This is a genomic window from Brevundimonas bacteroides DSM 4726 (assembly GCF_000701445.1).
Lineage (GTDB): Bacteria > Pseudomonadota > Alphaproteobacteria > Caulobacterales > Caulobacteraceae > Brevundimonas > Brevundimonas bacteroides.
In genome coordinates this window covers 88330-102500 of the sequence record NZ_JNIX01000007.1, presented here as the reverse complement: position 1 = coordinate 102500, position 14171 = coordinate 88330, and the positions used below count along the sequence as shown (strand labels likewise).

The following is a 14171-nucleotide window of genomic DNA, read 5'->3' as shown; positions in this document are numbered from 1 at the left end:
GGCTTCCTGCGTCGCCTCGGCGATCTGGCACTTCACCACATCGCCGATGGAGATGACGCCGGCGAGACGGCTTTCCTTCAGGACCGGCAGATGCCGGATCCGGCGATCGGTCATGCGGCCCATCAGGACGGCGACGGTCTCGCCCGGCTCGGCGAAGACCACGTCGCGGGTCATATAGTCGGCGACCGGCCGGGTCAGAGCGGCCGCGCCATCCCGCGCCACGGCCCGGACGACGTCGCGTTCGGAGATCACGCCGGCGACCCGGTCGGCGTCGCAGACGATCAGGGCACCGACCCGGCGGCCGTCCATCTCGGCGCAGGCCTGGGCCACGGTGGTGTCGGGCGCGATCGAGAAGACCTCGCCGCCCTTGGATTTGAGAATTTCCGCGACCAGCATCCGGCGTCCCTTCCCTGTCTTGTCGGGAGCGATCGACGGCCGAAGAGCCGAAGCCGCTTCTTAAGCGAGAGGATCACCCGGTTCCGGGCTCGAATCAAACCTTTCCGGAAGTCGGCCGAACACCCTTGCGAGAGGGCCGATGGCCAGGATGCCGAACAGGAAGCCAAAGGCGTGGGCCTCCCAGGCGATTCGCGCGCCTTCCGCGCCGGGCGCGAAGCCGATCAGGCCGATCACCGCGTTGACCGCCATCCAGGCGATGGCGGAGCGGATCACGCCGCCGTCGGTCAGGGGAAGAACCCGCCCTCGCCCGCCCAGCAACCGGGTCGCCGCGCCGATCAAGCCGAAGACCGCGCCGGAGGCGCCGACCAGGGGATCGACCGAGCCCCAGTGCAGAACTCCATATCCCAGCGTCGCGGCGACACCCGACACTATATATAGGGCGAGGAAGACGATCAGGCCGATCCCGCCGCCGAACAGCCGGGCCAGCGGCGCGCCGAAGGTCAGGGCACCGACCGCGTTCATCAGCACATGGGCCCAGCCGCCATGCACCAGCATGGAGGTGACCAGGCCGCCGTATCGCCCCTCGGCGAGGTCGGCCGGCCGAAACGCGAGTTCCAGCCAATAGGTGTGCGACCGCTCCTGCAGCCAGTAGAGCGCCGGCATGGAGGCGGCGAGCAGCAGCGCCGCAAGCGGGGCGTTGAAGATGCGTTCCCTGGGGGGCGGGCCGTCGAATCGGCCGTCGGACGGCTCCATGCCCCTCAAATGCGGAAGGGGGCCGTTCACATCAAGTCATCCTTAACACCCGTCTCCCATTTTGGGACGCGGACCGCGCGCCCGCGGCCGAATCACGAGTGCCGAGTGGGATTTGACGACATGAGCCCGAACCGGATCGCCTCGGCCGCCCTGGCCCTTTCGCTCATCGCCCTGCCCGCCAGCGCCCAGCTGGCGTCGTCGTCGGGGATGTCGAGCTTCCAGAACGGATACGGCGGCGCGCGCCAGTCGGTGACCAGCGCCCAAACGGGCTCGACGCGGGACGAGAACGGCAACCGGCTGATCGTGGATGGCATCATCCAGGCGGGCGCCTCGGCCTATTCGCGCCAGTCGGGCGGGGTGTCGAACAGCTATTCCGGCGGCGTCGGCAACGGCTACGGCACGGTCGCCGGGGCCACGGCCATCGGCAACAATCTGAACGTCGTGGTCCAGGGCAGCCACAACACCGTCATCGTCAACTCGCGTCAGACCAACTCGGGCAATGTCACGGCCCGCAACGACCTGACCGGCACGCTCACAGGCTTCGAATGACGTTGCGTCCCCTTTCCCGGCTGCGCGTCCCAGCGCTTCTGACGGCCTCGGCGCTCGCGCTCAGTGCCTGCGTCAGCCCGACGGCGGGCCCCGGGGGCCTCTACGCCCGGCCGATCGGCAATGCGCCGGTCACGGCGAACCCTACACCCTATTCGCCAGCGCTCTACTGCATGGCCGACTATGCCCGACGTTACGGCCTGCCCTCGCCTCGCATGGCGGTTGGGCGGATCGCTGATTACACCGGAACGGTCTCCTCGGATGGCGGGCGCCAGATCACGGGGGGTGCCTCGCTGATGGCGATTTCGGCCCTGGCGAAGGCGGGCGCCCAGATCGTCGAACGCTATGACACCTCCATTTCCGAGATGGAGCTTCGCTACGCCAACAACCGGCTGATCGGCGACGAAGGCGGCACGCCTGAAGAGCCGAACTATCGCCGCATCCTGGCCGGTCAGGTGCCAGGGTCCGACTTCTACATCGTCGGCGGCATCACCGAGGTGAACTACAACATCCGCTCGGCCGGCTTCGACGCCGGGGTGGGCGAGACCGACACCGACGTGCCGGGATCGGGCATCGTCCAGGGCAAGATCTACGTCATGAACGTGGCGATGGACCTGCGCCTGGTGCAGACCACGACACAGGAAGTGGTCGACGTCATCTCTTACCAGAAGCAGATCATCGGCCGGGAGATTTCGGCTGGTGTGTTCGACTTCCTTAACGGCAACGTCTTCGACATCTCGGCGGGCACCGGTGGCATGGAGCCGGTCCAGTTGGCGGTGCGGTCGCTGATCGAGCGCGCGACGGTGGAGCTGATGGCCAATCTGTATGGCGCGCCGGGGCCGGAGGTCTGCCTGTCGGCCGAGAATGATCCGCTGAACACCGTCGGCCCCACGGGCGGCTACTACCCCGCCTATGACAACACGGGAACGAACAATGGCCAGACCCGCGCCGATCCGTCTCGCTGGCACGATCGCCGCGACGGCGATGTGCGTCGCAGCCGCTACTGAGGTTCTTGCCCAGCAGCAGGACAGCCGCGTCCTCAACAACCAGCTCCAGCTCGGCGACGTCATCAGTGGTGTGACGCTGAACGTCGAGGATGCCGCAGGCGAGGTCGCGGTGGACAATGCGGCCCAGGGCAACAGCCTGTCGGGCTCGGTTCAGAACGGGTCGCTGGACCTGTCGTCATCGCAGACGATGAACGGAAATACGCGGGCCACGACCACGGTCGAGGCCACCGGCGACACGGAAGGGCCGCTGAACCTGCAGACCCAGGCGCGCGGCAACTATCTGGCGGCCGGGGCCTATGGCGCGGACCTGACGATCGAGGCCAGTCAGGTGGTGGGACCGAGCGAGGTCACGGCCTCGGCGGCGCAGACGAACGAGGCGGCGCGGCTGCTGGGCGGGACGTCCATGTCCACCACCGCCATCGGCAACACCACGTCCATCGGCGGGACCGGAGCCCGGGTCGAGGGACTGGTCAGCCAGCGATCGGACGCAGGCGTTCGCTCCGAGAGCTTCGTTGTCAGCCAGTACATCCCGGCGACGGGAGAGGTGATCGCGACGTCCATCGGCAATACGATCGCCGCCAACTCCACGGCCGCCTCGAGCCAGGCCCTGACCCTGCGCCAGCGTCAGGCGGGCGACGCCGTGACGGCGAACGTCAGCGCCAATTCGGGCAATGCCTGGGATCTGGCCGGGCGGGCGCGGGCGACGGCCAACCAGTCGGTGCTCTACAATCAGGGCGGCTCGGTCGTGGTGACCGCCGACCAGTCGAACCTGTCGCAAGTGCGCGCCTCGACGGTCGTCACCGCCTATGACTATGGCGCAGCCACGGCCAATGCGGCGGGAACCGGCAATGAGGTCTCCATCGGCAACAACGACCGCTATCTGGAGATCGACAACAGCCAGGTGAACTCCGGCGGCGTCGAGGTGACGTCGGAGTTCGCGGGCGCCTATGGCTATGACGTTCGCGTCGGGGTGGAGGCGACGGGAAACGCCGTGACCGGCTATGCCTGCTCCGAGTGCGACGGGCAGATGGTCATTTCGAACGACCAGACCAACAGCGGAAACGTCTCGGCGCGCGCCACGACCCGCATCACAGGCTCCGGCCGCAGCGTGGTGACGAGCGCCACGGCCACGGGCAACTCCGGCACCTTCTACGTCTCCGGGTCCGGAAACAGCTCTGGCAACTAGGCGATCCGGCGGCCGTCCAGCGCCGCCAGGGTCAACGGCGGGCGGTTCGACACCCCGACCCCCACCGACAGGCGAGCCGTCAGCGGTCCGACGGCTTCGCGCCGCCGCTCCTGCTCCTGCACGGGCTGATAGAGGCCAAGCAGGCGGTCTGTGCGGTCGTCGGCGGTCCGAAGCGGGGCGATCACGATCTCCAGCGCGCCCCGCAGACGCGCGGCCTCGGCGACCATCACGACGGGCCGGGTCTCGCGCACCGTCTGGACGATCGCCGCCTGAACGAGCGGGCGGCTTTCGGGGGCCCAGAGGTCCAGCCAGGACACGCCGGCCATCCGTCGACCGTGCAGGGTCTCGATCCAGGCACCGGCCAGGCGGAAGACCGCGCCGTCGCCTTTTCGGTCGGCGCTGAACAGCTGAGGCACCAGGGCACCGAAGGTCATCGGCTCAAGATCGGCGCGCAAGGGCACACCGCCGACCCTGGGCAGGGCCGACCAACGGTCGATCAGGGTCTGTGTGCCGTTCTGGAACACCGGGCGCGCCTCCGCCGCGGCCGGCGCAAGGCCCACGCCGCATCGTGAACGGAAACGAAAGACCTTTGCCGCCAGATGTCAGGCTGGATCGGCCCAAGCGCGGCCGCGAGACGCTTTTTTCGGGAGCCCAGCCCATGCGGGTGCGGATCAAGACCTGGCTGCCGGCCGCCGTGGGGGCCTTCGCCTTCTTCGGCCTGGCTAACACCGGCGCGGCCCAGTGCAGCTCGGGCTGCCAGCCGCCCCCGCCGCCCTGCTGCGAGCCACCGCCCCCGCCGCCCCCTCCCCCGCCGCCGCCTCCGGACTGCTGCGACCATCCGGGACCGCCGGACTATCCGCCGCCGGGCGACATCAATGTGAACGTCAACGTCAATGCGAACGCCAACTCCAACGCATCGGCGGCGGCGCGGGCCGGGATCAACGCGCGCGTCGGCGGGTACGGCAATCTGCGCGGCGGTGGCGGTGGCTCGGCCTATGTCAGCGTCGAACAGCCGTATCCGACGGTGATCCAGGGCCTGACGGTCGAGGCCGGTGCCATCGCCCGCGTCGTGCGCGTGCCCTATGAAGCCCGTCGCCGCTGGGAGAAGCGGGTGGTCATCCAGGCCTTCTGCATCGACGACCGGGGCAGCCCGCATCCGGCGTCGCAGGTGATACCCGACCGCGACATCCATGACGGCTATGAGGGCGAGCTGTATCGCTGCATCGCCGGAACGCGGCTGCAGATCACCTGGGCGGAGTGGTTCGGCGAGGTCGCCTTCGATCACGGCGAGAGCTTCTACTGCCAGAAGGGCGAGGCCCTGTGGCGCGATCGCCTGGGCGGCCTGACGTGCCGCTCCCAGACGCCCCAGCGCGAGTGCAACGAACGCTCGCTGCTGCGCCGCTATGGCGCGGGCGTGAAGGTGGTCACCTGGATCCGCGAGGAGATCTACACCGAGTACCGCGAGGAAACCGTCATGGAGCAGGGCGCGGCCATCGTCGGCGCAACCCTGATGCTGGACGGCGGCGTCGGCGGCCGGGTGTTCTAAGCTGAATGGCGCACAACGGGCCGTTCAGCCTGCCAAAAGCGCCGCTCCCCTAGATTGCGGCCGTCGGTCATCGCCGGCGATCCTGAGTAGACTTGGCCCCGGAGCGCATGCCCCGGGGCCATTTTTCGATCAGGCCTGGCAGGACGGCGTCACTGCCTGTCGGGCTGTTCGGAGCCGCCGGACAGGGCGGCGGCCTCGGCGGGAGAGGCAGGCGCGGCGACCTGCTCCTCCGTGGCGGTGTCCATCGATTCCGGGGCAGGCGTGACGCCGCCATCGGTCGGGAGCTCGGTCGGGCCGCCGACGGCTGGAGCCGTGGTGGATTCGATCTCGGTTGCAGGGGCGGCGTCGGCCGTTTCCTCGGCGGCGGGGGTGCAGGCGGCGAGCGCCAGGGCGGCGGCTCCGGTCACGAACAGCAGGGTGCGCATCGGTTATTCTCCTTGGACGGCGTTCGACGAGGAACGGCCAAGGTCGCCGTTGGTTCAGTCGCCGACGAAATCCTGGGCGAACTCGGGGGCTTCGCCGTCCTCGATCGGGTCTTCCTCGTCCTCGGAGCCTGTGCGTGAAGGGTCCGGCACTTCGAAACCGACCGGCAGCGACAGGTCGAGCAGACCGGCCGCCTTCATCTCGGCGGCGCCCGGCAGGTCGTAGAGGCTGGCCAGGCCGAAGTGTTCCAGGAACCGGTCGGCGGTGGCGTAGGTCACCGGGCGACCCGGCGTGCGGCGGCGGCCGCGCAGGCGCACGAAGCCCATCTCCAGCAGCAGGTCGAGCGTCCCCTTGGAGATGGAGACGCCCCGAACGCTCTCGATCTCGGCGCGGGTGACGGGCTGGTGGTAGGCGATGATGGCGAGCGTCTCCAGCGCGGCCTTGGACAGGCGGCGCGGCTCCTCGCGTTCCTCTGTCATCAGGAAGCCGAGGTCAGGCGCGGTGCGGAAGCGCCAGCGGTCGGCGACGCATTCCAGCTCCACGCCCCGGCCCTGGTAGCGCGCCCTGAGCGACGCGATGGCGCGACCGACGTCGGCGCCTTCAGGCAGGCGACGCGCGATGTCGGCGGCAGACAAGGGGCCGGCGGCGGCGAACAGCAGGGCCTCGACCCGGCGTTCGACTTCGGCCTCGTCGGGGGCGAAACGGAGGTCGCTCACGGCGTCAGCTCCAGCGGCAGTCCCCGGCCTCGGCGTTTCAGCCAGACCTCGTCGAAGGCCTTCTCCTGACGTACGTCCATGGCCCCTTCCTTGACCAGCTCCAGGCTGGCGGAGAGGGTCGAGGCGGTGAAGCTGGCCTGGCTCGGGCCTTCGGCTTCGTCTCGGACCGGGGCGACGCGCACCAGCGGGGTCCAGTCCGCCAGACGCGGCAGGATGTCCCTCAGCCAGTCGCGGGCCTCCTCCAGGGCGAAGGCCTCGATGCGCTGGGTCGGATTGTACTGGCGGCCCTGCTCGCGGCGGCGCTGGCCGACGTAAGCGGCCATGAGCTCGTACAGGCTGGCGTCGATGCGGTCGGACGGGACGATCACCGTCGCCTCCGGGTCCCCGCGCGTGAAGACATCGCGCTTCAGCTGGGGCCGGGCCATCAGGGCCTCCGACGCCTTTCGCATCGCCTCCAGCTTCTGGAGCCGGAACGCCAGCGCCGCCGCCATTACCTCGGCCGGAGGCTCGTCGGCCTTGCCCTTCTCGGTGCGCGGCAGCAGCAGGCGCGACTTCAGATAGGCCAGCCACGACGCCATCACGAGGTAGTCGGCCGCCAGCGAGAAGTTCCGCCGCCGCGCCTCGTGAACGAAGGCCAAATACTGCTCCGCGAGTTTCGTGATCGAGAGCTTCAGCAGATCGACCTTCTGCGTCCTGGCCAGCGCCAGGAGCACATGCAGCGGGCCTTCGTAGCCCTCCAGGTCGACCACGAAGGCGTCGCGCGCGTCGACCTCCTCGACGGCGGTGAAATCCAGATTGGGCTGGAAGGCTTCGGGCATGCTCAGGCCTGCGCCTCGCCGACGTCGGGGCCCTTGGCAGCGGTGAGCCGACCCGCGAGCATGGCGTCGAAGCGGTCGCGGGCCTCGGCCACGTTGAGCGGCTCCGGCGTGTGGACGATACGGGCAAGCGCAGCCGACGCCCGGCGCGCGGCCCCGCCCTTCAGCTTTCCGACGCCGGCCATGACCTGCTCCATCTCCGCCATGTCGCCGGTCCAGTGGATGACGAGGTCGCAGCCGGCCTTGAGGGATTTCTCCGCCCGCTCGGTCAGGTCGCCGGACAGGGCGTTCATGCACAGGTCGTCGGATAGCAGCAGGCCACCGAAGCCCAGCCGCTCGCGGATCAGCTTGATCGCCTTCTTCGACTGGGTGGCCGGGCGCTTCCTGTCGATGGCCGTGAAGACGATGTGGGCCGTCATGCCGATGGGCATGTCCGACAGGGCGTTGAACGGGGCGAAGTCCCAGGCGTCCAGATGCTCCAGATCGGCGTGGACGGTGGGCAGTTCCTTGTGACTGTCGGCGAAGGCGCGGCCGTGGCCGGGCATGTGCTTGATGACCGGCAAGACGCCACCGGCCAGCAGACCCTCGGCCACCGCCCGACCGAGCTGGGCCACGGTCGCCGGGTCCTGGGCGTAGGCCCGGTCGCCGATGATGTCGTGGGCGCCGGGGGTGGGCACGTCCAGCACTGGGGCGCAATCGATGTTTATGCCGACGGCCTTGAGGTCATGGGCCATCAGCCGTCCGCCCAGCCGCGCCAGCTCGCGCGCGGTCAGGGGGTCGTTCGTGGCTTCCAGGAAGGCCTCGCCCGGCGGATACCTGGACCAGTGCGGTGGGCCCAGGCGCTGGACCCTGCCACCTTCCTGATCGACCAGGATGGGGCAGTCCCAGCCCACGGCTTCGCGCAGGGCGTCGGTCAGGCGCAGGACCTGTTCGGGGCTCTGGACGTTGCGTCGGAACAGGATGAAGCCCCAGGGCCGCGCCTGCGCGAAGAAGGCGCGCTCCTCGGGCGTCAGGGCCGCGCCCTTGCAGGCCAGGATGGCGGCGCTGGACACCCCGCCTAGCGCACCAGGCAGTCGCCGCCGCCCGCCTGGATGGCGGCGCAGAAGGCGCGGGCGTCGGCCGCCGACAGGCCGGTGAACGTCGTCCGGTAGACGGTGGAACCGTTCGAGGCCGTCACCTCCTGCACCCGCTTGGTGGCGTTCCGCGCGAACTGCGGGAAGCGCGCGGCGACGGCGGCATATTCGCGATCGGCGATGGCGGTCGAGGAGAAAGCGCCGATCTGGACGGCGGCGTTTCCGCCCGCTCCGGTCGCGGCGGGGGGCGGGGTTTCGGCGGCCGGTCTCGGGGCGGGCGCGGGCGTCGCCGGACGCGGGGCCTCCGCCTTCTCGGCCGTCTCGATCGGGCGCGGGGCCGGGCGCGGAAGCGGAGTCTCCGGCGGAGGCGCGAACTCGGGCGCGGTCGGGGTCTCGGAGGTCTCGTCGTAGAGGCCGACGCCCGCCTCCGGGTCGATCGGCTGAGCTTTGATCGGGGCCTCGACCTTCATCTGCGGCACGGGCGTGCCGACGGCGGGCGGGGCGTCGGTTGAGGAGCGCAGACCGGAGCGATAGAACAGCACCACCGCGATGATGAGCACCAATAGCACGCCCGCGCTGACCAGCAGGGTCACGGGCGGGGCCTTTTGCGGCGGCGCGCGACGCGGGTCGTAGCCGCCCCGGTTGAACGGCAGGTCGTCGTCGGTCGGCGGCGTATAGGCGCCGCGGTCGCGGGGACGGTGATCGTCGTCGTAGGACATGGTCTTGCGCCTCGGTTCGGGCCCGGCTCGAATCGGCGATCCGGCCTGTCAGTCTAAGCCGCCCCGGCCCGTCTGAGGAATCACAGATCGAGGGCCAGGTCGAGTGTGAACAGCTTTCTGTGTTCCTCGATGGCGTAGCGGTCCGTCATGCCGGCGATGTAGTCGCACACCGCCCGCGCGCGCTTGTGCGGATCATCGGTGGCCGCGCGCCTGCCCCACTCCGTCGGCATGACCTCCGGCTCGGCCATGAACAGCTCGAACATCTCGGCCAGGATGCGGCGCGCCTGGCTGCGGGTGCGGTTGACCCGGTAGTGGCGATACATCCGCTCGAACAGGAACCGGCGGAGTTGGCCGAGGTCCGCCAGCATGGCGTCTGAGAACTGGACCAGGGTGCGCCGCGCGGCGCGGACGTCGTCGGTGGAGGCAATGCCGTCCTCGGCGATGCGCCGCTCGGTCTCGGAGAGGACATCGTCGATCATGACGCCGATCATGCGTCGCACCGCCTCCAGCCTCAGCATGCGCTCCGACAGGCCGGGCCATGCCTCCCGCGTCGCCTGCAGGACGGGTCCGATCAGGGGCACGTCGCTGAGGTCGGCGAGGGTGAACAGCCCCGCCTGCACTCCGTCATCGACGTCGTGGTTGTTGTAGGCGATGTCGTCGGCGATAGCGGCGGCCTGCGCTTCCAGCGAGGCGAAGCTGTCCAGCCGCAGATCCCAGCCGGGGGCGAAGTCCGCGATGGCCGTCCAGGCCGGCTCATGAAGTTTGTGGGTCACAGGACCGTTGTGCTTGACCACGCCCTCGATCGTTTCCCACGACAGGTTCAGGCCGTCGAAGGCCGGATAGCGGGTCTCCAGCTTCGTCACGACGCGGAAGGTCTGGACGTTGTGGTCGAAGCCGCCGAACGGGTCCATCTGGAGCTGCAGCTCATCCTCACCCGCGTGGCCGAACGGCGGATGGCCCAGGTCGTGGGCCAGAGCTACGGTCTCGGCCAGATCCTGATCGATGCGCAGTGCATGGGCCAGGGAACGGGCGATCTGGCTGACCTCCAGACTGTGGGTCAGGCGCGTGCGGTAGTGATCGCCCTCGTGCGCCACGAAGACCTGGGTCTTCTCCTTCAGCCGCCGGAAGGCGGTCGAATGGATGATGCGGTCGCGGTCGCGGGCGAAGGCGTTGCGCGTCCGGCTGGGAGCCTCGGGAACCAGCCGTCCGCGCGAGGCATCGGCGGCTTCGGCGTACGGGGCGCGGGCGTTGCTTTGGCTCAATGGACGCAATCCGGAAGCCCGGACTTTGCGAACCGGGCGGGTCGGTCTCATATAGAGGGCGATGACGTCCGTCCAAACCGCTCCGCTCGAACTGAAGATCTCGACGCGCTCGCCCGAGGGCATCGTGCTGGCCGACAGCGCCTCGCGCCGTCTGGCCAGGCTGGCGGAGATAGAAGGTCACCCGGTGATGCTGCGGGTCGCGGTCGAGGGCGGCGGTTGTTCGGGGTTCCAGTACCGGCTCGATCTCGTGGAGGTCGCCGAACCCGACGATCTGCGCATCGAGGCGGACGGTCAGGCGGCGCTGGTCGATCCGGTCTCCGTGCCCTTCCTCAAAGGGTCCGAAATCGCCTTCGTCGATGAGCTGGCCGGAGCGCAGTTCGTGATCCGCAACCCGAACGCGGCGACCAGCTGCGGCTGCGGGGTCAGCTTCTCGATCTAACGGCAAAAGGGGGCACCCATGCTGAGCCTGATCCTCGCCGCCGCCCTTGCCGTCAGCGACCCAGTCGCCACGTCGGTGGAAGTGCCCTCCCCGCTGGCGCCGATGCACGGGACCGTCTTGAGCCCAAGCGGTGAGACACGAGCCGCGGCCGTCATCATCGCTGGATCGGGACCGACCGACCGAAACGGGAACAACCCCCTGGGTGTCCGGGCCGCGTCCTATCGCCTGCTGGCCGAGGGGCTCGCGGCTCAGGGCGTGGCGACCGTTCGATACGACAAGCGCGGGGCGGGCCAGTCAGTGGCGGCGCTCGGCAATGAGGCCGACCTGCGGTTCGAGCACATGGTGGACGATGCCCTGGCCTTCGCCGCCGAGGCGCGAGCCCGCACCGGCCTGCCGTGCGTCTGGCTGATCGGGCACAGCGAGGGCACGGGCGTGGCGCTGATGGCCGTCACGCGGGACGACGACGGCATCTGCGGTCTGGTGCTGCTTTCGGGACTGGGGCGGCGGCCACGCGTCATCATCGAGGAACAGTTGGGCGGTCAGTTGCCGGAGCCGCTGCGGACCCGCGCCTTCGAGGCCCTGGCCCGAATCGAAGCTGGCGAGCTGGTCGCCGACACCCCGCCGGAGCTGGCGGCCCTGCTGCGGCCGTCGGTCCAGCCCTTTCTGATCGGCCTGCTGGCTCTGGATCCGGCGGCCCTGATCGCGGCCTATGACGGCCCCGTCTTCATCGGCAACGGGACCACCGATCTGCAGACCACCGTCGTCGATGCCCGGGTCCTGGCCGAGGCCCAGCCGTCAGCGCGACTGGTCATCTGGGAGGGCGTGAACCACCTTCTGAAGGTCGCGCCGGCGGACCGGGCGGCGAATCTGGCGACCTATGCAAATCCCGATCTGCCGCTGGCGGACGGCGTGGTGGAAGACGTCGCGACCTTCATCCTCGCGCCGCGCTGAGGCTCAGGCCCCCAGCGTCTCCTGGAACCGCACGGGCCTGCCGTGGGCCGAGCCGATCAGTTCGCCGTCCTGCATGACGACGCGGCCCCGGACGATCGTGGCCATCGGCCAGCCCTCGGCCTCGAAGCCGTCGAAGGGGGTCCAGGCGCAGCGGCTGGCCATGTCCTCGTGGCGGATGACGCGCCGGGCCTTGAGATCCACCAGCGTCAGGTCGGCGTTGTAGCCCTCGGCCATGCGGCCTTTGTTCGCCGTCTGGAAGACGCGCTGGGCCCCGGCGGAGGTCAAGTCGATAAACCGCTCCAGCGTCATCCGCCCCTGCGCGACATGGGTCAGCATGACGGGCACCAGGGTCTGCACGCCGGGCATGCCGGACGGCGAGGCGGGATAGGGGCGGGCCTTTTCCTCCTTCGTGTGCGGCGCGTGGTCGGAGCCGAGCACATCGACCACGCCCTGTTCGATGCCGTGCCACAGGCCCCTGATGTGGTGGGCGTTTCGGATCGGCGGGTTCATCTGGGCAAAGCCCTTGAGCCGTTCATAGGCCTCGTCGCCGTCCAGGGTCAGGTGCTGGGGCGTGACCTCGACGGTGGCCACGTCCTTGTGATCGGCGAGGAAATCGATCTCCTCGGCGGTGGAGACATGCAGGACATGGATGCGCTTGCCCGTCTCCCTGGCCAGCCGGACCAGGCGGCGCGTGCTCATAATGGCGCTCTCGGCGTCGCGGACCTCGGGGTGGCTGGTCCAGTCGCCGGGGCGGGCGAGCGGGCGGCGGTCCGCCAGACGGTACTCGTCCTCGGAGTGGAAGGTGGCGCGACGGCTGACGGCGTTCAGCACCTTTCGCACACCGTCGTCGTCGGCGATCAGCAGGTCGCCCGTCGAGGCGCCCATGAAGACCTTCACCCCGCAGCAGCCGGGCAGCCGCTCCAGCTCGCCCAGGTGATCGGCGTTGGCGTGGGTGCCGCCGATGTAGAAGGCGTGGTCGGTCCACATGCGGTCCCGGGCGCGGGCGAGCTTGTCCTCCAGGGTGGCCGGATCAGTGGTGTTGGGCTCGGTGTTCGGCATCTCGAACACGGCGACGACGCCGCCCAGGGCGGCGGCGCGGCTGCCCGTCTCGAGGTCCTCCTTCCACTCCAGGCCGGGCTCGCGGAAGTGGACCTGGGTGTCGATGACGCCGGGGAGCACCGTCAGGCCTGTCGCGTCCACCACCTGACCGGCCGAGGCCTGGGACAGGTCGCCGATAAAAGCGATGGCTCCGTCGATCACGCCCATGTCGGCGGGGCCGCGTCCGGCGTGATTGACCACCTCTCCGCCACGGACGATCAGGTCGTATGTCTGGGTCATGAACGCCTTCTACGCGGCGGCGGACCGCTTCGCCAGAAGGGCGCGCGCCGCCTTCAGCACCCGATCGGCGGGCAGGCCCATCATGTGCTGGATGGCCTGATTGAGGTTCGGATCGACGGCCCGGAACTCTTCGAAGAGCCGATCGCCCCGGATGGAGACGCCGCCCCACGGACCGACGCGGGTGTCGTCCGAAGGGCCGTAGACACCCACGGTCGGGGCGCCCGCCGCGACCGCCAGCTGGGTCCAGATCGAGTCGGCCCCGATGTAGAGCGCCGCCCGCGACAGGGCCGCAGCGGTCTGCAGCCGGGTCAGCTTGCCCTGCAGTTCGATGACCCGGGCGCGGGGCACCGCCAGCCGGATGGTGTGGGCCAGGTCGCGGTCGGCCTCCTCGCCCACGATCATAAGCCGCCCGCCAGCGAGCGGCCCGTCCTCGGCCAGCAACGGCAGGGCGACCTTGGCGTAGCGTTCAGCGGGCCATCGCTTGCCGATCCAGTCGGCTCCCGGCCCGACCGCCAGAATGGGCGAGGGATCGTCGCCGATCAGGGCGTCGGCGGCGGCGCGGGTCTCGTCGCCGAGGAACAGACGCGGCGCGGGGACCTCGTCCAGATGCAACGTCCAGGCCGCGTCCTCGACCGCGTGGGCGCCGGGGCGGGCCGGCCCTTTCACGGCCCGCTTCTGGCGACGCAGGCGCTCTGTAAAGCGGGTGCCGCGCATGTCGACCGCCAGACCCCAGCGTGTCTGGCGGACCTGGTTCCACAGGGCGATCCAGTCGAACCGGCCGGTCTTGTCGAGCACGATCAGATTTGAAAGGCGCAGCGTGTCGGCGAATAGCGGCGCCGAGGCCGCAGAGCCGACGATGGTGAAATCCGCCTGGGGCAGGCTATCGACCAGATAAGCCAGGACGCCCGACGACAGCGCGGCCGCCTCGGCGTCGGCCTCGGCGATGTAGAGAATGGGAAAGCGGCCGCTCATGGGCGCACCGTATACGGATTCTCTCGTGG

The 14171-nt window shown here is 69.7% G+C and carries 17 protein-coding genes (1 of these 17 running past the window's edge); 6 read left to right on the top strand and 11 right to left on the bottom strand.

Annotated features, from left to right (window positions below):
- Positions 1–396, bottom strand: the 5' portion of a protein-coding gene (locus Q333_RS0102790; RefSeq protein WP_029415231.1) for a CBS domain-containing protein. Its footprint begins 33 nt before the window's first position; 396 of the gene's 429 nt are visible here — the first part of the coding sequence; its start codon is at positions 394–396; the stop codon falls past the left edge of the window.
- Between the two features lie 60 nt (positions 397–456).
- Positions 457–1179: a rhomboid family intramembrane serine protease gene (locus Q333_RS0102785; protein ID WP_245591465.1), complete on the bottom strand. Its 723-nt coding sequence runs from the start codon at positions 1177–1179 to the stop codon at positions 457–459.
- Positions 1180–1269: 90 nt separating this feature from the next.
- Between Q333_RS0102785 and hfaA the strand changes: the two genes are divergently transcribed.
- Genes hfaA through hfaD form a run of 3 tightly spaced genes read left to right on the top strand, consistent with a single transcriptional unit; the run spans position 1270 to position 3888 of the window.
- Positions 1270–1698, top strand: coding sequence for a holdfast anchoring protein HfaA (gene hfaA / locus Q333_RS0102780; protein WP_029415229.1), 429 nt, complete (start codon positions 1270–1272; stop codon positions 1696–1698).
- Positions 1695–2702, top strand: a complete 1008-nt coding sequence (hfaB, locus tag Q333_RS0102775) for a holdfast anchoring protein HfaB (protein WP_029415228.1) — start codon at positions 1695–1697, stop codon at positions 2700–2702. The genes hfaA and hfaB overlap by 4 nt, the downstream gene beginning before the upstream one ends.
- A complete protein-coding gene (gene hfaD / locus Q333_RS0102770) occupies positions 2629–3888 on the top strand; it encodes a holdfast anchor protein HfaD (protein ID WP_029415227.1) in 1260 nt (419 codons plus the stop codon). Before hfaB ends, hfaD begins: the two co-directional genes overlap by 74 nt.
- Here the strand turns inward: hfaD and Q333_RS0102765 are convergent.
- On the bottom strand, positions 3885–4448 hold the full coding sequence (locus Q333_RS0102765) for a PAS domain-containing protein (RefSeq protein ID WP_051651079.1): 564 nt from the start codon (positions 4446–4448) through the stop codon (positions 3885–3887). The genes hfaD and Q333_RS0102765 overlap by 4 nt on opposite strands.
- Positions 4449–4477: 29 nt before the next feature.
- On the opposite strand from Q333_RS0102765, the gene Q333_RS16290 reads away from it, so the two are divergent.
- Entirely contained in the window at positions 4478–5434 is a 957-nt protein-coding gene (locus tag Q333_RS16290) for a hypothetical protein (RefSeq protein WP_245591464.1), read from the top strand.
- 149 nt (positions 5435–5583) lie between these two features.
- On the opposite strand, the gene Q333_RS0102750 is transcribed toward Q333_RS16290, so the two are convergent.
- The 6 genes from Q333_RS0102750 to Q333_RS0102725 all read right to left on the bottom strand — a co-directional run bounded on the left by Q333_RS0102750 (position 5584) and on the right by Q333_RS0102725 (position 10493).
- Positions 5584–5859 carry a hypothetical protein gene (locus Q333_RS0102750; RefSeq protein ID WP_029415224.1) on the bottom strand — a complete coding sequence of 92 codons (276 nt, stop codon included), beginning with the start codon at positions 5857–5859 and terminating at the stop codon, positions 5584–5586.
- A 54-nt stretch (positions 5860–5913) separates the two neighbouring features.
- The gene (gene scpB / locus Q333_RS0102745; protein ID WP_029415223.1) at positions 5914–6573 is read right to left on the bottom strand and encodes an SMC-Scp complex subunit ScpB; all 660 of its coding nucleotides are present in this window, start codon (positions 6571–6573) and stop codon (positions 5914–5916) included.
- Positions 6570–7391, bottom strand: coding sequence for a segregation and condensation protein A (locus tag Q333_RS0102740; protein ID WP_029415222.1), 822 nt, complete (start codon positions 7389–7391; stop codon positions 6570–6572). Before Q333_RS0102740 ends, scpB begins: the two co-directional genes overlap by 4 nt.
- Before the next feature lie 2 nt (positions 7392–7393).
- Positions 7394–8440, bottom strand: a complete 1047-nt coding sequence (gene nagZ / locus Q333_RS0102735; RefSeq protein ID WP_035293651.1) for a beta-N-acetylhexosaminidase — start codon at positions 8438–8440, stop codon at positions 7394–7396.
- A 5-nt stretch (positions 8441–8445) separates the two neighbouring features.
- A complete protein-coding gene (locus Q333_RS17950) occupies positions 8446–9180 on the bottom strand; it encodes an SPOR domain-containing protein (protein WP_029415220.1) in 735 nt (244 codons plus the stop codon).
- A gap of 80 nt (positions 9181–9260) precedes the next feature.
- Positions 9261–10493: a deoxyguanosinetriphosphate triphosphohydrolase gene (locus tag Q333_RS0102725; RefSeq protein ID WP_157072344.1), complete on the bottom strand. Its 1233-nt coding sequence runs from the start codon at positions 10491–10493 to the stop codon at positions 9261–9263.
- 10 nt (positions 10494–10503) lie between these two features.
- On the opposite strand from Q333_RS0102725, the gene Q333_RS0102720 reads away from it, so the two are divergent.
- Both Q333_RS0102720 and Q333_RS0102715 read left to right on the top strand, forming a co-directional pair.
- Positions 10504–10881 (top strand): HesB/IscA family protein, encoded by a 378-nt coding sequence (locus Q333_RS0102720; protein ID WP_051651078.1) that lies wholly within the window; start codon positions 10504–10506, stop codon positions 10879–10881.
- A gap of 18 nt (positions 10882–10899) precedes the next feature.
- Positions 10900–11832, top strand: a complete 933-nt coding sequence (locus tag Q333_RS0102715) for an alpha/beta hydrolase (protein ID WP_029415217.1) — start codon at positions 10900–10902, stop codon at positions 11830–11832.
- Positions 11833–11835: 3 nt separating this feature from the next.
- Here the strand turns inward: Q333_RS0102715 and Q333_RS0102710 are convergent, their stop codons facing one another.
- The gene (locus Q333_RS0102710) at positions 11836–13170 is read right to left on the bottom strand and encodes a dihydroorotase (RefSeq protein WP_029415216.1); all 1335 of its coding nucleotides are present in this window, start codon (positions 13168–13170) and stop codon (positions 11836–11838) included.
- 9 nt (positions 13171–13179) lie between these two features.
- The gene (locus Q333_RS0102705) at positions 13180–14142 is read right to left on the bottom strand and encodes a glycosyltransferase family 9 protein (protein WP_029415215.1); all 963 of its coding nucleotides are present in this window, start codon (positions 14140–14142) and stop codon (positions 13180–13182) included.
- Positions 14143–14171 lie beyond the last annotated feature (29 nt).